This is a genomic window from Streptomyces sp. NPDC002793, from assembly GCF_040295485.1.
In the GTDB taxonomy this organism is placed as follows: Bacteria; Actinomycetota; Actinomycetes; order Streptomycetales; family Streptomycetaceae; genus Streptomyces.
In genome coordinates this window covers 1-19,404 of the sequence record NZ_JBEOVL010000008.1, presented here as the reverse complement: position 1 = coordinate 19,404, position 19,404 = coordinate 1, and the positions used below count along the sequence as shown (strand labels likewise).

The window sequence follows — 19,404 nt, the reverse complement described above, 5'->3', positions numbered from 1 at the left end:
GGCCCGGCCCGGGTCCTGCGGTGTCCGGGTGCCGAAGCGCTGACGGGACGGCCGGGGCTGAGTAGGCTCGGGCGGTATGGAGCATGAGGTGTTCGTTCCGGTTCCGGTCCCGTCCCTGCGGCGGACGCTGGGTGATCCCGCCCGTGTCGCGCGCTGTGTGCCAGGACTTCAGCGGGATGCCGACGCGTCGGCGGGCCCACTGGCGGGCCGGCTGAAGTTCCGGGCCGACGGCCACACGATCACGTATCGCGGTGCGCTGACCCTCCGGCCGGCCGGTGGGGGTGACTCCGGGAGTGACTCGTTCTCCGTGATCGGGGAGGGAGCGGAGGCCCGGGGCACGGGCTCGGCGAAGCTGGACCTGACCGTCGTCCTCACGGAGACGGACGGGGGGACGACGATCGGATTCACCGGCACGGCGAGCGGTGACGGCCGCATCGTGGACCTGGACCCGGACGCGGCACTCGCTGCGGCGCGGCGGCTGCTGGACCGCTTCACGCAGCAGCTGGTGACGGAGTCCCTGGCGGAGCGGGACGGTGAGCCGAAGCCGGAGCATGCGTCGGAACAGTCCGAGCCGACCGAGGCACCGGCGCCCGCGCCGGATGCGTCCGCGGAGTCGCCGTCCGGGGAGCCGTCGCCCGAGGAGCCGCCGTCCGCCGAGCCGCCGTCCGGTGAGAAGGGGGCCGTGTTCGACTCGCCGGTGCCGCCGCCGTCGCTCGACCCGTCGGCGGAGGAGCTGGAATTCACCGTGCCGGACGAGCCGCCCGCCGAGGCCGCGCACGCCCGTCGCACCATGATCGGCCGTAGCACGGAGGAGGTCGACCACGCCCCGCCGCGCGGCCGTTACGCCCCCGTGCCGTCGCCCGAGGCGGGTGCTGCGGGCATCACGCTGCGCTGGGCTGCCCCGGCAGCCGCCCTGGCGATCGCCTCGGCCGTGGTGCTGGGCAGGGCCCTGCGGCGCAGAAGGCCGTGAAGAGCCGCCCCGCGCCAGTAGTGTCGGAGGGTGAGCAGAGTTGTGAAGAACGCCCGGCTGACGGCCGGCGACGTCGAATTGACCGTTGACCCCGTTCATGGCTGCCGGATCAGCAGCCTGCGGATCGGGGGAACCGAACTGCTGCGCCAGGGCGAGCGGTACGGCTGCTTCCCCATGGTGCCGTGGTGCGGCCGTACCGAGAACGGCCTGTTCCGCAACGGCGGCGAGCCGCACCAGTTGCCCTTGAACTCCCCGCCGCACGCCATCCACGGCACCGGCCGCGACACCGCCTGGAAGCTTGCCCGGCAGGACGAGGCCGAGGTGGCCTTCTTCTACGACCTGGCCGACCCATGGCCGTACGAGGGCCGGGTCACACAGTCCTTCGAGCTGACCGAGGAGTCGCTGACGCTGAGTCTCGGCATCGAGGCGTCCGGGGATTCGTTCCCCGCGCAGGCCGGGTGGCACCCCTGGTTCCTCCGGAACCTCGGCGGCCAGGACGTGCGGATCGCGTTCGACGCGGCCTGGCAGGAGGAGCGCGGCGACAACCACCTGCCGACCGGCCGGCGAATCGATCCCCGGCCCGGTCCGTGGGACGACTGCTTCGGGATGCCCGACGGCGTCGACGTGAAGCTCACCTGGCCCGAGCAGCTGGAGCTGACGGTCAGGAGCCGGGACGAGTGGGTGGTGATCTACGACCAGCAGGCGGAGGCGGTCTGCGTCGAACCGCAGTCCGGGCCGCCGAACGGGCTGAACACGACCCCCCAGCTGGTCACCCCGATCGAGCCCCTGGAGATCACGTCGACGTGGAGCTGGGTGCGGCTCTGAGCCTCCGCAGCAGCGCTTACCCTCGTTGACATGACTGACGTACGCGCTGAGCTGCTCCAGCAGATCAAGGACAAGGCCGTGGTGCACGGCAAGGTGACCCTCTCCTCGGGGCTGGAAGCCGACTGGTACATCGACCTGCGCCGGATCACGCTGGACGGCAAGGCCGCGCCGCTGGTCGGCCAGGTCATGCTCGACACCACCGCCGAGCTGGACTACGACTGCGTCGGCGGTCTGACCCTGGGTGCCGACCCGGTGGCCACCTCGATGCTGCATGCCTCGGCGGCGCGCGGGAAGAGCCTGGACGCGTTCGTCGTGCGCAAGGCGCAGAAGGCCCACGGGATGCAGCGCCGCATCGAGGGCACGGACGTCAAGGGCCGCCGCTGCCTCGTCGTCGAGGACACCTCGACGACGGGGGGTTCGCCGCTGACCGCCGTCGAAGCGGTGCGGGAGGCGGGTGGCGAGGTCGTGGCCGTCGCCGTGATCGTCGAGCGCGGCGCCGCTCCGGCGATCGCCGAGGCCGGTCTGCCCTATGTCCACGTCTACTCGGTGGCGGACCTCGACCTGGGCTGACCTGGGGCTTCCTCGGGGCGCTCTCCGTTTCACGTGAAACGGAGAGCGCAACTCGACGGGCAGCGTGGAGCCGAGGCGAGAGTCTGGGAAGATGAGGGCGACGATGACGTCGCCCCCAGGTCAGGGACCAAGCCTGCACACCCGCACATCCCAAGGAGCGGACAGATGCCCATCGCAACCCCCGAGGTCTACGCCGAGATGCTCGACCGGGCGAAGGCAGGCAAGTTCGCCTACCCGGCCATCAATGTGACGTCGACCCAGACCCTGCACGCTGCACTGCGCGGCTTCGCGGAGGCGGAGAGCGACGGCATCGTCCAGATCTCCACCGGTGGTGCCGAATTCCTGGGCGGCCAGTACAACAAGGACATGGTGACGGGCGCCGTGGCCCTGGCCGAGTTCGCGCACATCGTCGCCGCCAAGTACGACATCACGGTCGCGCTGCACACCGACCACTGCCCCAAGGACAAGCTGGACGGTTATGTGCGTCCGCTGCTCGACGTCTCCGCGGAGCGCGTCGCCAAGGGTCTGAACCCGCTGTTCCAGTCCCACATGTGGGACGGCTCGGCTGAGACCCTCGCCGACAACCTGGCCATCGGCCAGGAGCTGCTGGCCAAGGCCGCCGCCGCCAAGATCATCCTTGAGGTCGAGATCACGCCGACCGGTGGCGAGGAGGACGGCGTCACGCACGAGATCAACGACGAGCTGTACACGACCGTCGACGACGCGCTGCGTACGGCCGAGGCGCTCGGCCTGGGCGAGAAGGGCCGCTACCTGCTGGCCGCGTCCTTCGGCAACGTCCACGGCGTGTACAAGCCGGGCAACGTCGTCCTGCGTCCGGAGCTCCTCAAGGACCTCCAGCAGGGTGTCGCGGCCAAGTACGGCAAGTCCGCCGGCAGCCAGCCGTTCGACTTCGTCTTCCACGGCGGTTCGGGCTCGACGGCCGAGGAGATCGCCACCGCGCTGGAGAACGGCGTCGTGAAGATGAACCTCGACACCGACACGCAGTACGCCTTCACCCGCCCGATCGTGGACCACGTGTTCCGCAACTACGACGGTGTGCTGAAGGTCGACGGCGAGGTCGGCAACAAGAAGGTCTACGACCCGCGCAGCTGGGGCAAGTCAGCCGAGGGCGGCATGGCCAAGCGGGTCACCGAGGCGTGTGCCAACCTGCGGTCCTCGGGGACCAAGCTGAAGTAGGCACGGTTCGTACGGCGGGCCCGGTCTCCCTTCGGGGCCGGGCCCGTGGCGTGTCCGCTACGCGGGGCTCTTCCCCTGCCCTCCCCTTCCCGAACCGGGGCTCCGCCCCGGACCCCGCTCCTCAAACGCCGGAGGGGCTGGGTGTGGGGCCGGGGAGGCCAGGAATGGCCGCCCGGTCGGGGCGCGGCGATGCTGTTGATATGACTGACGTGGACCGTGCGGGCGGCGCGGACGAGGGCGGGATCCGGGTTGCCTCGCCCGTGGGGCGATGGGTCGTGCTGACCACCGTGCTCGGGTCCAGCATGGCCCTGCTCGACTCCACCGTGATCAATGTGGCCCTGCCCCGCATCGGCCGGGATCTCGGCACCGACATGGCCGCCCTGCAGTGGACCGTGAACGCCTACATGCTCACCCTGGCGGGGCTCATCCTGCTCGGCGGTGCCCTCGGCGACCGCTTCGGGCGGCGGCGGGTGTTCGTGCTCGGGGTGGTCTGGTTCGCCGTGGCCTCGCTGCTGTGCGGGATCGCGCCGGACGCGGAGGTGCTGGTCGCGGCGCGGGCGTTGCAGGGGATCGGCGGCGCGCTGCTCACCCCCGGTTCGCTGGCGATCATCCAGGCGAGCTTCCACCCCGACGACCGGGCCCGCGCCGTGGGGCTCTGGTCCGGGCTGGGCGGAGTCGGGGCCGCCGTCGGGCCGTTCCTCGGAGGGTGGCTGGTGGACGGGCCCGGCTGGCGGTGGGTGTTCCTGCTCAATGTGCCGCTCGCCGCCGTCTGCGTACCCGTGGCCCTGCGCCACGTACCGGAGTCACGGGACCCGGACGCCCACGGGCGCTTCGACGTGCTGGGTGCCGTGCTGGCCGCGCTCGCGCTGGCCCTGGTCACGTATGCGCTGATCGAGATGGAGGAGCAGGGCGCGTCCGTCGTGGTCATCGGCGCGGCGGCCTGCGGTGTGGTGCTGGGGGTGGCCTTCGTACGGCTGGAGCGGCGCCGGGCCGACCCCATGGTGCCTCCGTCGATCTTCGCTTCCCGGCAGTTCACGGCCGTCAACATCGTCACCTTCTGTGTGTACGCGGCCCTCGGCGGGTTCTTCTTCCTGTCCGCGATCCAGCTCCAGGTGGTCGCCGGATACTCGGCGCTGGGCGCGGGCACCGCGCTCCTGCCCACGACGGTGCTGATGCTGCTGTTCTCCGCGTCGGCCGGTGACCTCGGGCGGCGCATCGGGCCGCGCGTCCCGCTCACCGTCGGCCCGCTGCTGGCGGCCGCCGGGATGCTCCTGATGCTGCGGGTCGGCCCCGGTGCCTCCTACCCGGTGGACGTCCTGCCCGCCGTGCTGGTGCTCGGCCTCGGCATGGTCACCCTCGTGGCGCCCCTCACGGCGAGCGTCCTGGCCGCTGTGGACACCGGGCGGGCCGGGCTCGCCAGCGGCATCAACAACGCGGCGGCGCGGGCCGCCGGGCTCCTGGCGGTGGCCGCGCTCCCGCTGCTGGCGGGGATGGGGCCCGAGGCCTACCGCGACGCGGGCGAGTTCGCCTCGACGTTCCGACGGGCCATGCCGATGTGCGCCGGGCTGCTGGTGGCGGGTTCGGTGATCGCCTGGTGGGCCCTGCGGAGGGCCCCGGAGCCCGGACGTGAGCCTCGTCCGCAGTGCTCGACGCACTGCGGCGTCACCGCCCCGCCCTTGGAGCCGGACCCCCGCCCCAGGCACACTTGAGCCATGTCCATCCACGAGAACCTGCTCGGGGGCCCTCCCCCGACCCATCTGCCCGACGACCCGGAGCCGCGCGAGCTGCTCGCAGGAGGCGCGGCGCCCGCCGACGTCGCGGCCAAGTACCCCAAGTCGTCGCTGGCCTGGGCCCAGCTCGCCGACGAGGCGTACGAGGGCGGCCGGGTCATCGAGTCGTACGCGTACGCGCGCACCGGCTACCACCGCGGCCTCGACGCCCTGCGCCGTGCGGGCTGGAAGGGCCACGGCCCCGTCCCGTTCGAGCACGAACCGAACCGAGGTTTCCTGCGGGCCCTGCACGCCCTGGCGCGCGCCGCGCAGGCGATCGGCGAGCAGGACGAGTACGAGCGCTGCTCGGACTTCCTGCGGGACTCCTCGCAGACGGCGGCCGACACACTGGGCTGAGCCGCCCGCTCGATCCGGGCCCCGCAGGTGCCGCCTGCGGGGCCCGGCGCATGCCGTGCGACGCCTGCGGGAGGCCGTGACGACCTCCCGCAGGACGCCGGGAGCCCGCTCGCTGTCGCGTGGAGGCCGTTAAGATGCCGGGCAGGGGACCGGAGCTCCACCACCTCAGAGGAAGGGGCGGACCGCTACCCGGAAGCTCGTGTCGAGGAGACAGAAATGTCGACGAACCACCCCGACCCCGAAGCCACCGGTGCGGACAACCCGCACCTGGACTTCGCGGGAACGACTCCGTACGAGGACTACGTCCAGGCCGATGTCCTGACCCACCTCCAGCACCTGCGCTCGGACGACCCCGGCGAGATGGTCTTCCTGGTCACCACCCAGGTCATGGAGCTGTGGTTCACGGTCATCGTCCACGAGTGGGAGACGGCGGCGCACGCCCTGCGCGAGGACCGCGTACCGGCCGCCCGCGACGCCCTGAAGCGGTCGCTGCGGGAGCTGGAGGCGCTGAACGCCTCCTGGAAGCCGCTGGCCGGCCTCACCCCCGCCCAGTTCAACTCCTACCGGGGCTCCCTCGGCGAGGGATCCGGCTTCCAGTCGGCGATGTACCGCCGGATGGAGTTCCTGCTGGGCGACAAGTCCGCCTCCATGCTCGTACCGCACCGGGGCGCGCCCCGGGTGCACGCCGAGCTGGAGAAGGCGCTCCACGAGCCGGGCCTGTACGACGAGGCGCTCGCCCTGCTCGCCAGGCGTGGGTACGCCGTGCCGCAGTCGGTGCTGCGGCGGGACCTGTCGCAGAAGTACGAGCCGTCCCCCGCCGTCGAGGCGGTCTGGGCGGAGATCTACGCCAACGCCGACCAGAACGACGAGCTCGTACGGCTCGGCGAGGTGCTGACCGATGTCGGCGAGCTGGTGTGGCGCTGGCGCAACGACCACCTGACCGCCACCCGGCGGGCGATGGGGTCGAAGACCGGGACCGGCGGATCGGCCGGGGTCGCCTGGCTGGAGAAGCGGGCCACCAAGAGTGTGTTCCCCGAGCTGTGGACGGCGCGTAGCCATGTCTGACTTCAAGGAGCGCGCCGAGGCGCTCGACACCGCCGACGGACTGGCCGCCCTGCGCGAGCTGTTCGTCCTCGACGACACCGTCTACCTCGACGGGAACTCGCTGGGCGCGCTGCCCCGCCACGTTCCCGCGCGCATGCAGGACGTCATCACACGGGAGTGGGGCGCGCTGCGCATCCGCTCCTGGGAGGAGAGCGGCTGGTGGACGGCGCCCGAGCGGATCGGTGACCGGATCGCCCCGCTGGTCGGAGCGGCCGCCGGACAGATCGTGGTGGGCGACTCCACCAGCGTGAACGTCTTCAAGGCGGTCGTCGCGGCGGCCCGGCTCGCGGGTGAGGGGCGGGACGAGATCCTCGTCGACGCGACGACCTTCCCGACGGACGGGTACATCGCCGGGTCGGCGGCCCGCATGACGGGCCACCGCGTCGTCCCGGTCGCCCCGTCCGACGTGCCGGCCGCTCTCGGACCGCGCACGGCAGCCGTCCTCCTGAATCACGTCGACTACCGCACGGGCCGGCTGCACGACCTGCCCGGCCTCACCGCCGCCGCCCACGGGGCGGGCGCCCTCGCCGTCTGGGACCTGTGCCACAGTGCGGGCGCCCTGCCCGTGGGCCTCGACACGCACGGCGTCGACCTGGCCGTCGGCTGCACGTACAAGTACCTCAACGGCGGACCCGGTGCGCCGGCGTACCTGTACGTCGCCGAGCGGCACCAGGAGGCCTTCGACTCGCCCCTGCCCGGGTGGACCTCGCACGCCGACCCGTTCGCGATGACTCCCGGATACGCCCCCGCGGAGGGTTCCGTACGGGGCCGGGTCGGCACGCCGGACATCCTGTCCATGCTGGCCCTGGAGGCGGCACTGGACGTGTGGGACGGCGTGGCGGTGGACGCCGTACGGGCCAAGTCGCTGGCGCTGACGGACTTCTTCCTGGAGTGCGTCACCGCCTACGTGCCCGAGGGCCGGGTCGTGTCCGTCACCCCGTCCGGGCACACGGAGCGCGGCAGCCAGGTCTCGCTGCGGTGCGTGAACGCGCGGGAGACGGAACCGGTGATGCGCGCGCTCATCGAGCGCGGCGTGGTCGGCGATCTGCGCCGGCCGGACGTCCTGCGCTTCGGTTTCACCCCGCTGTACGTCGGATTCGCCGACGCCGAACGGGCGGCGCGGATCCTCGCCGAGGTGCTGGCCGGCTGACGGCCGGACGGTGTGTCAGATGCCGTACGGGGCCACACTCCGGGCCCGTACGGCGGCGGTCCGTCGTACTGGTACCGTCCCCGCAGGTCAGTCCAGTTGGGCACGGGCCCAGGACGGTTGGAGCAGCATGTCGGATTCTTCCGCGCGTGAACGCGACGCCGCCGAGACCGAGTCGGCGTTCGCACATCCGGTGGTCGCCCCCGACGGATCCGGGGCCTATGGGAGCCACCCGGACCAGGTGATCGACTTCTTCGCCCCGCGCGACGGCCGGACCGGTGCGCCGCTCGTGGTGGTGCTGCACGGCGGGGCCTGGCGGGCGCCCTACGACCGGCAGCACGTATCGCCGTTCGCGGACTTCCTCGCGCGCCGCGGCTACGCGGTGGCCAGTGTCGAGTACCGGCGTGGCGGCGAGGCACCGCAGCAGGACGCGGCGGCCCCGGTCGCCGGTCGCTGGCCCGAGACCTTCGACGACGTGGCCGCCGCGATGGACGCCCTGCCGGCGTTGGCGGCCCGGGAACTGCCGGACGCCGATCTCCGCAAGACCGTGGTCACCGGGCACTCCGCGGGTGGGCAGCTCGCCCTGTGGGCGGCCGCCCGGCACGTGCTCCCGGAGGGGTCGCCGTGGCGGCTGCCCGCCGCGCCGCCGCTGCGCGGGGTCGTCGCGCTGGCACCCATCGGGGACTTCGCGAGCGCGGTGGAGCTGGATGTCTGCTCGGGCGCGCTGCACCAACTCCTCGGCGGGGATGACGCCTTCGAGGCGCGGGCCGCTCACGTCGATCCGGCCCTGCTGCTGCCGACCGGGATAGCGACAGCCGTCGTCCAGGGGGTGGACGACCTCACCGTGCCGCAGGCCGTCACGGAGGCGTTCGTGGACGCGGCGGCCAAGGCGGGGGAGATGGTGGGACTGACCCTGCTGGACGGGGTCGGGCACTTCCCGCTGATCGATCCGTCGGCCGACGCCTGCGCCGTGGTGGCCGAGGAGATCGCTCAGCTGGCTTGGTAGTACTTGCGACGGACGGTGAAGGATCCGCATCACTGCTGACGACCGGGGGCGGGGGCGCCACCTACCGTGGAAGCGTGACCGAGACCAAGACCCAGAGCCCTGAGCGCCGGGCCGCCACAGGAGCGATACACACCCTGCGGCAGGACCTCCTCCATAACGTCTTCGACTACCGCCCGCTGGGCCCGATGGGCACGGACGGGCCTGTGATCCGGCGCCTCCCGAAGTCCTTCCACAAGGTCGTCGTCTGGTTCCCGCACGCGGTGGTGGGCCTGGTCGCGCTGATCTCGCTGATGGAAGGCGTCTTCACGGCGAACACCTACTCCCCGTTCGGGATCACGACGCTCGTCACCGGGTTCCTGCCGGCCGCCACGCTCCTGATGACGCTGGTCCGTCCCGTCCTCGCGTTCTGGGTGTCGATCGCGTCGACCCCCATGGTGGCGGTCCTGGGCAACGGCGACTGGCCCTGGGAGCCGAGCGCCTTCGCCTGCCACCTGGGTGTGCTGATCGTGGTCGCGGCCAGGACGCGGCCCCGTACCGCCGCCTGGATGTGGGTGATCACCCTGTTCCTCGGGAGCTTCATGGGGAATGTGGGGCCCGGATTCTCCAACACCGCGCCTATGGTGGTCGCCTCCGCGTTCGCCCTGCTCCTCGTCTCCATCGTGCAGGTACGCCGTGAGGCCGAGCGGGAGGTCACCGTGCAGCGCACCGTCACCGCCGTGGAACGCGACCGCCGCACGCTCCTGGAGGAGCGCACCACCATCGCCCGTGAGCTGCACGACGTCGTCGCCCACCACATGTCCGTCGTGGCGATCCAGGCCGAGGCGGCCCCGTACCGGGTGGAGAATCCGCCGCCCGAGCTGGAGCAGGCCTTCGTGACCATCCGGGAGAACGCCGTGGCGGCGCTCACCGAGCTGCGCCGCGTCCTCGGCGTCGTACGGGCGGAGGACTACGAGGCACCGGACGCCCCGCAGCCCACCCTCGCCGAGCTCGACCGGCTGCTGGACAACGTCCGGGAGACGGGGCTGGAGACGGAGAAGACCGTCACCGGTGCGGTCCGCGAGCTTCCGCAGGGCGTCGAGCTCTCGGCCTACCGGATCGTCCAGGAAGCGCTGAGCAACACGCTCCGGCACGCGCCGGGGGCCACCGCCAAGGTGGAGATCGGCTATGTGCTCGGCGGGCTCGGGGTGCGCGTGGTCAACGGGCCGGCCCGTGGGCTGGTCAAGCCGTCACCGGGCGCAGGGCACGGGATCACGGGGATGCGGGAGCGGGTCGCGATGCTGAACGGTGAGATGACGGCGGGGGCCACCGACGACGGAGGGTACGAGGTCGCCGTGTTCCTCCCCGTGCCGGTGCTGCGGGACAGCGTGGAGGAGGGTGAGGGAGCGTGAACGACACCCCCATCCGGGTCCTGATCGTCGACGACCAGATGATGGTCCGCGAGGGTTTCTCCGTGCTGCTCAACGCGATGCCCGGCATCGAGGTGGTCGGCGAGGCCGTCGACGGACGGCAGGCCGTGTCCCAGGTCGCCGCACTGCGGCCCGACGTGGTGCTGATGGACATCCGCATGCCGGAGCTCAACGGCATCGAGGCGACCCGCGAGATCGTCGCCGCCGACGCGGACGCCAAGGTGCTCGTCCTGACCACGTTCGATCTCGACGAGTACGTGTACCAGGCCCTGCGGGCCGGTGCCTCGGGCTTCCTGCTGAAGGACGCCTCGGCCCGGCAGCTCGCCGAGGGCGTGCGGGTGGTGGCGTCCGGCGAGGCGTTGCTCGCCCCGACGGTGACCCGGCGGCTGATCACCGAGTTCTCGAAGATCGCCGACGCACCGCGGCCGCCCGCCATGGCGCGGATCGGTGATCTCACCGAGCGGGAGACGGAGGTGCTCGTGCTGATCGCCCAGGGGCTCTCGAACCTGGAGATCGCCTCGCACCTCGTGGTCGCCGAGTCGACGATCAAGACCCACGTCAGCCGTGTCCTGGTGAAGCTGGGGCTCCGGGACCGGACCCAGGCCGCCGTGTTCGCGTACGAGGCGAGGCTGGTCACGCCCGGATAGCGTCGGCTCATGCACGTGTCCTTCGACCCATGGTCCCCCGCGTTCGTCGCCGACCCGTACCCCGCCTACGCCGCCCTGCGCGCCACCGGCCGGGCGCACTACTTCGAGCCGACGCGGCAGTGGCTCGTCCCGCACCACTCCGATGTGTCCGGGCTGCTGCGTGACCGGCGGCTGGGGCGGACCTATCTGCACCGCTTCAGCCACGAGGAGTTCGGCGTCACCGTCCCACCCGCCGCCCATGAACCGTTCCACACGCTCAACGGGCACGGGATCCTCGATCTGGAGGCCCCCGACCACACCCGGATCCGGCGGATGGTCGCCCAGGCGTTCACACCGCGCAGGGTCGAGGCGCTCGCCCCGACCGTGGAGCGGCTGGCCGCCGGTCTCGTCGACGGCTTCGTCGAGGCCGGCGGCGGTGATCTGCTGAGCGCGGTGGCCGAGCCGCTGCCGGTGGCCGTCATCGCCGAGATGCTGGGTGTTCCGGAGGCCGACCGGGGGCTGCTGCGGCCGTGGTCGGCGGCGATCTGCGGAATGTTCGAGCTGAACCCGCCGGAGGAGACCGCACGGGCCGCCGTGCGGGCGTCGGTCGAGTTCTCCGGTTATCTGCGTGAACTGATCGGCGCGCGGCGCGCGGATCCGGGGCCGGACCTGATCTCCGGGCTCATCGCGGCGCACGACGACGAGGACCGGCTGACCGAGCAGGAGATCGTCTCCACCTGCGTACTGCTCCTCAACGCAGGTCACGAGGCGACCGTCAACGCCACCGTCAACGGCTGGTGGATGCTCTTCCGGCACCCGGAGCAGCTGGCCGCGCTGCGCGGTGACCACAGCCTGCTGCCGACCGCGGTGGAGGAACTCCTGCGCTACGACACCCCGGTGCCCATGTTCGCGCGGTGGGTACTGGACGACATCGAGATCGACGGCACCGTCATCCCGCGCGGTTCACAGGTCGCGCTGCTCTTCGCGTCCGCCAACCGGGACCCGGAACGCTTCGCCGACGCGGAGACGCTGGACCTGTCCCGGCAGGACAACCCGCACATCTCCTTCGGCGCGGGCATCCACTACTGCCTGGGTGCCCCGCTGGCGCGCCTCGAACTGCGCGCCTCCTTCGGGGAACTGCTGCGCAAGGCGCCCGGTATGCGGGTGACGGCGGAGCCGGAGTGGAATCCGGGGTACGTGATCCGGGGACTGCGAGGGCTAGAGGTCGAGATCTGAGGCGACGGTGCCGAAGAGCCTCTCGTGGTACGGGTTGTGCGGGTTCGCCCAGGTGTACAGGCCCCAGACGGATACCGCGAGGACGCCCGTGGTGCAGACCGCCGCGACCAGGGCGCGGGTGCGCAGGGGAGTGCGCCCCCGCAGCAGACGCAGGGTCAGCAGCCATGCCGCCGGGGGGATCAGGGCCCCGGCGAGCAGGACGAGGGGCAGCTCCGTCCAGAGGACGGAGATGTCCGTGCCCTCGCCCTCGAAGCCCCCGCCCATGTGCCGGTGGGTACGCCGGGAAGACCCCCAGACGTACAGGGCGGCGGCCGCCCCGAGTGCTGAGGCCCCGCATCCGCCGTACCTTGCCGCGTCCCTCTGGTCCATGCGTGTCAGGACGCCGACGCAGCGCGGCCGGTTCCTACGTGGTCCGCAGGTCCCGGCGTCGGAAGCCTTCCAGGCCGAACAGGATCAGTGCGGTGGCGACCACGGTCAGGACCACCATCGGTGTCCACTCCATCTCCGCCGCCGGCAGCCGCGGCACGTGGCCGAACGGGGACACGGTGTTCGTCCAGCGCGGGAACCGCAGCAGCTCGCCCAGGTAGCCGACCACGAACGCGTACACGGGTACGGCCCAGGCCGCCGAAGCCGCGCGGGGCAGGTGGCCGAAGAGGACGGCCGCGACTCCGACGGTGACCCACAGCGCCGGCGCGTACGCCAGTGAGGCCCCCACCAGCTTCAGGACCAGACCCGGGTCGCCGGTGGACGCCGCACCCGCGACGCCCATGCCGAGTCCGGCGACCAGCAGCAGGAGCGTGCCGCCCGCCAGCGCGACGGCGAGGTGGCTGCCCGCCCATCGGGCGCGGGACAGGCCGGTCGCGAGCAGCGCCTCCACCCGGCCCACGCTCTCCTCGGACCTCGGGCGCAGGGCGGCCATCACCACGTACACGGCGGCGACGACGGCGAGGACCACCATGACCATCGACGCGAACGACTCGGCCGTCGTCGTTCCGCCGGTGGCGTGGAGTGCCTCCTGGAGCGGTTCGATGTCCTTCAGCATGGCGTCCGCGTCGCCGAGGATCGATCCGTACATCGCGCCCATCAGGAAGAGACCCGCGCCGAAGCCGGCCAGCGTGGACCGGTGCAGCCGCAGGGCGAAGCCCAGTGGCCGGGTCAGGGACGCGGAGGCGGACGGGCGGCCGAGCCGGGCGGCGCGCAGCCCGGCGCCCACGTCCCGCCGGGTGGACAGGACGAATCCGGCCCCTGCGGTGAGCACGGTGAGGGCGAGGCAGAGCAGCAGCGGCCACCAGCGGTCGTCGACGTAGACGTAGGTGCGCTGGACCCAGCCGATCGGGGAGAGCCAGGACAGCGCGTCGCTGCCGCCGGCGTCGCCGGCGGCCCGCAGGACGTAGGCGACGCCGATGACGGCCATGGCCGTCCCGGAGGCGCCCCGGGTGTGTGCGGTGATCTGCGCGGTGACCGCCGCGACGCCCGCGAAGACGAGGCCAACGGCCGCGTGCGAGAGCCCGTAGAGCAGCGAGCCGCCGCCGTGGTCGTCGAGGCCCATCGAGCCGAGGCCGATGGCCAGCAGCAGTGCGAGGGCGAGGTTGGCGAGCGCCGCGACGGACAGGGCGGCGGCCAGGTGGGCGTGCCGGCCGACGACGGTGGAGCGGACCAGTTCGGCGCGGTTGGTCTCCTCCTCGTCGCGGGTGTGCCGGGTGACGACCAGGACGCTCATGAGGCCGACCAGTACGGCGGTGAAGCCGAGCAGCTGGTGGCCCGTCATCGAGCCGAAGCCGTAGTCGTCGAGATAGCGCTCGGGGCCGGTCATGGCGAGTCCGGCGGGGCTCGCCATGGTGGAGGCGGTTGCGGCGCGGTCCGCCGGATCGGCGTACAGGGTCCTGTAGCTGCCCGCCGTGGAGACCGTGGAGAGGAACAGGGCGAGGATCCAGACGGGCAGCCGCACCCGGTCACGGCGCAGGGCGAAACCGATCAGGGCGCGGGTTCCGGCCAGAGGGCCACCACGGTGCGTGAGGGACCGTGCGGGGACCCGGGTCGTGGTGGCGGCGGTCATCGCCGGCCTCCGCGGGCCCGGCCGCCCACCGCGAGCTCGTCGCCGTAGTGGCGCAGCATGAGCTCCTCGAGGGTCGGAGGGTGGCTGATCAGGCTGCGTACGCCGCATTCGGCCAGCCTGCTCACGGCGCCGTCGAGGTGGGCACCGTCCACGTCGAACCTCACCCGGCCTCCGGCGCCGTCCTCGGTGACCTCCACGGAGTGCACCCCGGGCAGCCCGTCGAGGCCGGTGGCCGGGCGGGCGGTCTCCGCCTCGATGGTCGTACGCGTCAGATGGCGCATCTCGCCCAGCGACCCGGACTGCACGATCCGGCCGAGCCGGATGATGCTGACGCGGTCGGCGAGCTTCTCCACCTGGGCCAGGATGTGGCTGGAGAGCAGCACCGTCTTCCCCGCGGTCTTCGCCTGCAGGATCACGTCCTGGAAGACGACCTCCATCAGGGGGTCGAGCCCTGCGGTCGGTTCGTCGAGGAGCAGCAGTTCCGCGTCGGAGGCGAGTGCGGCGACGATCGCGACCTTCTGGCGGTTGCCCTTGGAGTAGGCCCGCCCCTTCTTGGTCGGATCGAGGTCGAATCGCTCGATCAGCTCGTCACGGCGTCGCTTGTCGGCCCCGCCGCGCAGCCGGGAGAGCAGATCGATGGCCTCGCCGCCGGTGAGCCCCGGCCACAGCTCCACATCGCCCGGCACATAGGCCAGGCGCCTGTGCAGCTCGACGGCGTCGTGCCACGGATCCTTCCCGAGCAGCCGGGCCGCGCCCGAATCGGCGCGCAGCAGCCCCAGCAGGATCCGGATGGTGGTGGACTTCCCGGCGCCGTTGGGCCCGAGGAAGCCATGGACCTCGCCCGTTTCGACGGTGAGGTCGAGGCCGTTCAGCGCCTGTGTCCGTCCGAACGCCTTGTGCAGTCCGGACACGGTGATTGCCTTCGTCATGTTTCTGAACGTACGCGGATTTCACAAAATTGTGAAGTTAAGGAAGTGTATAAAGTTGGGTCATGATCGGAGCAGAGGAGGCGGCTGAGGCCATGACCACGAACGGGACCGGAGGACCCGGGGCGACGGGCGGTGGTGCCGGAGCCGGGCGTGACGAGGACGCGGTCGCACGCTTCGTCGAACGTTTCGCGGCCGAGATGACGGAGGCGGGGATGCAGCGGATGGCCTCGCGGGTCTTCGCGGCACTCCTCGCGGACGACGACGCCTCCATGACCTCGGCGGACCTCGGCAGGCAGCTGCGGATCAGCCCCGCTGCCGTGTCGGGGGCGATCAGCTATCTCACCCAGGTCAGCATGGTCGGCCGCGAGCGGGACCCCGGCTCACGCCGTGACCGCTACCGCCTCCACGAGGAGATGTGGTACGCCACCTTCGCCGACCGCAACCAGGTGCTCACGCGCTGGGAGCGCACGCTGCGGGACGGCGCGCGCTCCCTCGGTGAGGACACCCCGGCGGGCGCGCGCCTCGCGGAGACGGCGGAGTTCTTCGCGTTCATGCAGAAGGAGCTGGTGGGCGTCCTGGAGCGGTGGCGCGAGAGCCGCGGGACGTCCGGGTGAGGCCCTTCGGGCCGGGTCTCAGGCGGACGCCGTGGGGAGCACCAGCCCCCAGGCACCCGCTCGTACGGTCCATGTGCGGGTCCTGACGGGGCCCGCGGTCCGTATGTCCGCGCGGTAGCGGAAGTCCGGCCCGGAGGCCGTGACGGCCTTGGCCTCCGCCGTGAGGGTCTCGCCGGAGACCGTGTGGATCACCACGTCGGCCAGTCCGCCGCCGCCCTGGGCGGTCACCGAGACGTCGAGGACGGGTCGGTCCAGGTCGTTCAGCAGGACCCCGTCCGCCTCCACCCGCAGCCGGTGGGTACGGGAGGGCCCCGACGGCGAGGGCGGGGCGGGGCGGACCAGCGAGGCCACCAGGGTGCGGCAGGCGTCCCAGACGGTGTGCGGCGGGCCGGGTGCGCGCCTGGCCGCCGGGATGCTCAGCCCGCCGAGGACGACCCCGTCGCTGTCGTCGACCAGGAGGTCCAGCCGGCGCACCACCCCGTCGAGCGCCGTGCGTGCCGCCGCGACCGTGCTCCGGGGCACGCCGAGCGCGTAGCTGAGTTCCAGCGTCTGTGCCGCGCCGACCGGGATCAGGGAGAGGGCGCTGTCGGAGAGCTCGCGCTCCCGGTGGAGCTGGGACACGGCGCGCAGCAGCGCGTGGTCGTCGCCGACGACGACCGGACGCCTGGAGCCGCGCCGGGACAGGGCCTTGGCGAAGTCGTCGGGGCCGTCCGCGAAGCAGATCTTGGTGTGCGCGCCGGCGCTCAGCACGTCCTTCGCGATGCGCACGGACTCGCCGTCGTAGCGGCGGGCAAGGGGGTCGATGAGCACGAGTAGCTGATGGTCGCCGTCGCCGGGGGGCTCTGCAGCCGACACCTCGGTCCTTCCTCGGGTAGCATCTTGGTGCAAGAGCCCCTTGCGCTATTGCGCCAGGGGCTTCGTCTATTCCGGGGCACCCGGTTCGACGGCTCAGGCTTTGCCGTACATCGTCGTGCGGCAGGTACGACCTTTACGTACGCCCCCTGACCTTGGACATGCCCCGCCCGGAAGGGGTGTACGCCTGTGCCCGCACTTGTGCTGCTCGGTGCTCAGTGGGGTGACGAGGGCAAGGGGAAGGCCACCGACCTCCTCGGTGGATCCGTTGACTATGTGGTGCGTTACCAGGGCGGCAACAATGCCGGCCACACGGTCGTCGTCGGCGACCAGAAGTACGCACTGCATCTCCTCCCCTCCGGAATCCTGTCGCCGGGGTGTACCCCGGTCATCGGTAACGGTGTCGTCGTCGACCCGGCGGTCCTGCTCTCCGAGCTGAGCGGTCTGAACGAGCGGGGCGTCGACACGTCCAAGCTCCTGATCAGTGGCAACGCTCATTTGATCACTCCGTACAACGTCACCGTCGACAAGGTGACGGAACGCTTCCTCGGCAAGCGGAAGATCGGCACCACCGGGCGCGGTATCGGCCCGACCTACGCCGACAAGATCAACCGGGTGGGCATCCGCGTCCAGGACCTCTACGACGAGTCGATCCTGGAGCAGAAGGTCGAAGCGGCGCTGGAGCAGAAGAACCAGCTCCTGGCCAAGGTCTTCAACCGGCGCGCGATCGAGGCCGGCAAGATCGTCGAGGAGATGCTCCAGTACGCGGAGCAGATCAAGCCGTACGTCGCCGACACGACGCTGATCCTCAACGACGCCATCGACGAGGGCAAGGTCGTCCTCTTCGAGGGCGGCCAGGGAACCCTGCTGGACGTCGACCACGGCACGTACCCCTTCGTCACCTCGTCGAACCCGACCGCGGGCGGCGCCTGCACCGGATCCGGTGTGGGCCCGACGAAGATCAGCCGGGTCATCGGCATCCTCAAGGCCTACACCACCCGCGTCGGTGCCGGACCCTTCCCGACGGAACTTCTCGACGAGGACGGCGAGGCGCTGCGCCGGATCGGCGGCGAACGCGGTGTCACCACCGGCCGTGACCGTCGCTGCGGCTGGTTCGACGCCCCGATCGCGCGGTACGCGACCCGGGTCAACGGGCTCACCGACTTCTTCCTCACCAAGCTGGACGTGCTGACCGGCTGGGAGCAGATCCCGGTGTGCGTGGCGTACGAGATCGACGGCAAGCGCGTCGAGGAGCTCCCGTACAGCCAGACCGACTTCCACCACGCGAAGCCCGTCTACGAGATGCTGCCGGGCTGGTCCGAGGACATCACGAAGGCCAAGACCTTCGGTGACCTGCCGAAGAACGCGCAGGCGTACGTGAAGGCGCTGGAGGAGATGTCCGGCGCCCCGATCTCCGCGATCGGTGTCGGCCCCGGCCGTACCGAGACGATCGAGATCAACTCCTTCCTGTAGGACCTGTAGGACCTGTACGACGGCGGCCGGACCTTCCACCTGGAGGGTCCGGCCGCCTCGTTTGCCGGGGTTCCTTCCCGTGACCTACGCCCTGTCTCCAACACGCCTGTGCGGACGCGGAGTTTGTCTGGATCGCGGCGGTCGAGTTTTGGTCTAGACCTTGACAGGTCCAGACCATCGACGCTTGAGTGGCCGTAACCCCCCCATGGTGGCGCCCGCTCGCGCGGGCGCCGCGCCGAAGGAGTGATCACGTGGCCAAACGTGTCATGAGCCTGATCGCCGCGCTGGGCGCGGTCATCGCTACGCTCGTCATCCTCCCCGCCTCCACGGCGTCGGCCGCGGCCTGCGCCCCGGCCTGGAGCGCCTCCGCCGTCTACTGGGGCGGCGGCTCCGCCTCGTACGGCGGCCACAACTGGTCGGCGAAGTGGTGGACCCAGAACGAACGCCCCGGCACCGCCGACGTCTGGGCCGACCAGGGCAGCTGCGGAACCGGCGGCGACACGGACCCGGGGGAGCCGGACCCTTCGGGCTTCCTCGTCAGCGAGTCCCAGTTCAACCAGATGTTCCCGAACCGGAACTCCTTCTACACCTACAGCGGCCTCACCTCGGCCCTGAGCGCCTACCCCGGCTTCGCCAACACCGGCAGCGACACGGTGAAGAAGCAGGAGGCGGCGGCGTTCCTCGCCAACGTCAGCCACGAGACCGGTGGCCTGGTGCACATCGTGGAGCAGAACACCGCGAACTACCCGCACTACTGCGACACCAGCCAGCCCTACGGCTGCCCGGCCGGGCAGGCGGCCTACTACGGCCGGGGCCCGATCCAGCTCAGCTGGAACTTCAACTACAAGGCCGCCGGTGACGCCCTCGGCATCGACCTGCTCGGCAACCCCTGGCAGGTGGAGCAGAACGCGTCCGTGGCCTGGAAGACCGGCCTCTGGTACTGGAACACCCAGTCGGGCCCCGGCACGATGACGCCCCACAACGCCATGGTCAACGGCGCCGGCTTCGGCGAGACCATCCGGTCGATCAACGGCAGCATCGAGTGCAACGGCGGTAACCCCGCCCAGGTCCAAAGCCGCATCGACAAGTACAAGGCGTTCACCCAGATCCTCGGCACCACACCCGGCTCGAACCTGAGCTGCTGAACCCGGCCCCACCCCGAGGACGAGGGGGCGCGCCCGGCCTGGACTCCCAGGCCCAGTCCGTCGCCAGCCAGGGGTCCGCCTTGTCGGTGGGGCGGATCTGGTTGGTCATCGCCAGCGGCTCG

At 71.5% G+C, this 19,404-nt stretch carries 19 protein-coding genes; 15 read left to right on the top strand and 4 right to left on the bottom strand.

What is annotated here, in order from left to right:
• Positions 1 to 76: 76 nt before the first annotated feature.
• The 12 genes from ABT001_RS09765 to ABT001_RS09710 all read left to right on the top strand — a co-directional run bounded on the left by ABT001_RS09765 (position 77) and on the right by ABT001_RS09710 (position 12,213).
• Positions 77 to 970 (top strand): SRPBCC family protein, encoded by an 894-nt coding sequence (locus tag ABT001_RS09765; RefSeq protein ID WP_351274866.1) that lies wholly within the window; start codon positions 77 to 79, stop codon positions 968 to 970.
• Positions 971 to 1,000: 30 nt separating this feature from the next.
• Entirely contained in the window at positions 1,001 to 1,795 is a 795-nt protein-coding gene (locus ABT001_RS09760) for an aldose epimerase family protein (protein ID WP_351274864.1), read from the top strand.
• A gap of 30 nt (positions 1,796 to 1,825) precedes the next feature.
• Complete coding sequence (gene pyrE / locus ABT001_RS09755) at positions 1,826 to 2,365, top strand: orotate phosphoribosyltransferase (RefSeq protein ID WP_351274862.1); 540 nt, start codon at positions 1,826 to 1,828, stop codon at positions 2,363 to 2,365.
• Positions 2,366 to 2,530: 165 nt separating this feature from the next.
• The gene (fbaA, locus tag ABT001_RS09750) at positions 2,531 to 3,562 is read left to right on the top strand and encodes a class II fructose-bisphosphate aldolase (RefSeq protein WP_351274860.1); all 1,032 of its coding nucleotides are present in this window, start codon (positions 2,531 to 2,533) and stop codon (positions 3,560 to 3,562) included.
• A 200-nt stretch (positions 3,563 to 3,762) separates the two neighbouring features.
• On the top strand, positions 3,763 to 5,271 hold the full coding sequence (locus tag ABT001_RS09745) for an MFS transporter (protein WP_351274858.1): 1,509 nt from the start codon (positions 3,763 to 3,765) through the stop codon (positions 5,269 to 5,271).
• A 3-nt stretch (positions 5,272 to 5,274) separates the two neighbouring features.
• A complete protein-coding gene (locus ABT001_RS09740) occupies positions 5,275 to 5,688 on the top strand; it encodes a DUF3151 domain-containing protein (protein ID WP_351274856.1) in 414 nt (137 codons plus the stop codon).
• Between the two features lie 216 nt (positions 5,689 to 5,904).
• Entirely contained in the window at positions 5,905 to 6,753 is an 849-nt protein-coding gene (locus ABT001_RS09735; protein ID WP_351274854.1) for a tryptophan 2,3-dioxygenase family protein, read from the top strand.
• Positions 6,746 to 7,942: a kynureninase gene (kynU, locus tag ABT001_RS09730; protein ID WP_351274852.1), complete on the top strand. Its 1,197-nt coding sequence runs from the start codon at positions 6,746 to 6,748 to the stop codon at positions 7,940 to 7,942. The genes ABT001_RS09735 and kynU overlap by 8 nt, the downstream gene beginning before the upstream one ends.
• A gap of 127 nt (positions 7,943 to 8,069) precedes the next feature.
• A complete protein-coding gene (locus ABT001_RS09725; RefSeq protein ID WP_351274850.1) occupies positions 8,070 to 8,945 on the top strand; it encodes an alpha/beta hydrolase in 876 nt (291 codons plus the stop codon).
• A 74-nt stretch (positions 8,946 to 9,019) separates the two neighbouring features.
• A complete protein-coding gene (locus tag ABT001_RS09720) occupies positions 9,020 to 10,333 on the top strand; it encodes a sensor histidine kinase (RefSeq protein ID WP_351274848.1) in 1,314 nt (437 codons plus the stop codon).
• On the top strand, positions 10,330 to 10,998 hold the full coding sequence (locus ABT001_RS09715) for a response regulator (protein WP_351274846.1): 669 nt from the start codon (positions 10,330 to 10,332) through the stop codon (positions 10,996 to 10,998). Before ABT001_RS09720 ends, ABT001_RS09715 begins: the two co-directional genes overlap by 4 nt.
• Positions 10,999 to 11,007: 9 nt before the next feature.
• On the top strand, positions 11,008 to 12,213 hold the full coding sequence (locus ABT001_RS09710; protein WP_351274844.1) for a cytochrome P450: 1,206 nt from the start codon (positions 11,008 to 11,010) through the stop codon (positions 12,211 to 12,213).
• Here the strand turns inward: ABT001_RS09710 and ABT001_RS09705 are convergent.
• The 3 genes from ABT001_RS09705 to ABT001_RS09695 are packed head-to-tail and all read right to left on the bottom strand — an operon-like array spanning position 12,196 to position 15,198.
• Positions 12,196 to 12,582, bottom strand: coding sequence for a hypothetical protein (locus tag ABT001_RS09705; RefSeq protein WP_351274842.1), 387 nt, complete (start codon positions 12,580 to 12,582; stop codon positions 12,196 to 12,198). The two genes, ABT001_RS09710 and ABT001_RS09705, sit on opposite strands and share 18 nt — an antisense overlap.
• A 34-nt stretch (positions 12,583 to 12,616) precedes the next feature.
• Positions 12,617 to 14,269: an ABC transporter permease gene (locus tag ABT001_RS09700; protein ID WP_351274840.1), complete on the bottom strand. Its 1,653-nt coding sequence runs from the start codon at positions 14,267 to 14,269 to the stop codon at positions 12,617 to 12,619.
• The gene (locus tag ABT001_RS09695) at positions 14,266 to 15,198 is read right to left on the bottom strand and encodes an ABC transporter ATP-binding protein (RefSeq protein ID WP_351274838.1); all 933 of its coding nucleotides are present in this window, start codon (positions 15,196 to 15,198) and stop codon (positions 14,266 to 14,268) included. The genes ABT001_RS09700 and ABT001_RS09695 overlap by 4 nt, the downstream gene beginning before the upstream one ends.
• 92 nt (positions 15,199 to 15,290) lie before the next feature.
• Between ABT001_RS09695 and ABT001_RS09690 the strand changes: the two genes are divergently transcribed.
• Positions 15,291 to 15,812, top strand: coding sequence for a GbsR/MarR family transcriptional regulator (locus ABT001_RS09690; RefSeq protein WP_351275222.1), 522 nt, complete (start codon positions 15,291 to 15,293; stop codon positions 15,810 to 15,812).
• 18 nt (positions 15,813 to 15,830) lie between these two features.
• Here the strand turns inward: ABT001_RS09690 and ABT001_RS09685 are convergent, their stop codons facing one another.
• The gene (locus tag ABT001_RS09685) at positions 15,831 to 16,667 is read right to left on the bottom strand and encodes a diacylglycerol kinase family protein (protein WP_351274836.1); all 837 of its coding nucleotides are present in this window, start codon (positions 16,665 to 16,667) and stop codon (positions 15,831 to 15,833) included.
• A 186-nt stretch (positions 16,668 to 16,853) separates the two neighbouring features.
• Between ABT001_RS09685 and ABT001_RS09680 the strand changes: the two genes are divergently transcribed.
• Entirely contained in the window at positions 16,854 to 18,137 is a 1,284-nt protein-coding gene (locus tag ABT001_RS09680; RefSeq protein WP_351274834.1) for an adenylosuccinate synthase, read from the top strand.
• 251 nt (positions 18,138 to 18,388) lie between these two features.
• Entirely contained in the window at positions 18,389 to 19,282 is an 894-nt protein-coding gene (locus ABT001_RS09675; protein WP_351274832.1) for a glycoside hydrolase family 19 protein, read from the top strand.
• Positions 19,283 to 19,404: the final 122 nt, after the last annotated feature.

Coding starts and splice junctions, on each gene's coding strand:
- ABT001_RS09765 (WP_351274866.1), top strand. CDS start 77: ATGGAGCATGAGGTGTTCGTTCCGGTTCCGGTCCCGTCCCTGCGGCGG.
- ABT001_RS09745 (WP_351274858.1), top strand. CDS start 3,763: ATGACTGACGTGGACCGTGCGGGCGGCGCGGACGAGGGCGGGATCCGG.
- ABT001_RS09735 (WP_351274854.1), top strand. CDS start 5,905: ATGTCGACGAACCACCCCGACCCCGAAGCCACCGGTGCGGACAACCCG.
- kynU (WP_351274852.1), top strand. CDS start 6,746: ATGTCTGACTTCAAGGAGCGCGCCGAGGCGCTCGACACCGCCGACGGA.
- fbaA (WP_351274860.1), top strand. CDS start 2,531: ATGCCCATCGCAACCCCCGAGGTCTACGCCGAGATGCTCGACCGGGCG.
- ABT001_RS09740 (WP_351274856.1), top strand. CDS start 5,275: ATGTCCATCCACGAGAACCTGCTCGGGGGCCCTCCCCCGACCCATCTG.
- ABT001_RS09705 (WP_351274842.1), bottom strand. CDS start 12,582: ATGGACCAGAGGGACGCGGCAAGGTACGGCGGATGCGGGGCCTCAGCA.
- ABT001_RS09690 (WP_351275222.1), top strand. CDS start 15,291: ATGACCACGAACGGGACCGGAGGACCCGGGGCGACGGGCGGTGGTGCC.
- pyrE (WP_351274862.1), top strand. CDS start 1,826: ATGACTGACGTACGCGCTGAGCTGCTCCAGCAGATCAAGGACAAGGCC.
- ABT001_RS09725 (WP_351274850.1), top strand. CDS start 8,070: ATGTCGGATTCTTCCGCGCGTGAACGCGACGCCGCCGAGACCGAGTCG.
- ABT001_RS09700 (WP_351274840.1), bottom strand. CDS start 14,269: ATGACCGCCGCCACCACGACCCGGGTCCCCGCACGGTCCCTCACGCAC.
- ABT001_RS09710 (WP_351274844.1), top strand. CDS start 11,008: ATGCACGTGTCCTTCGACCCATGGTCCCCCGCGTTCGTCGCCGACCCG.
- ABT001_RS09695 (WP_351274838.1), bottom strand. CDS start 15,198: ATGACGAAGGCAATCACCGTGTCCGGACTGCACAAGGCGTTCGGACGG.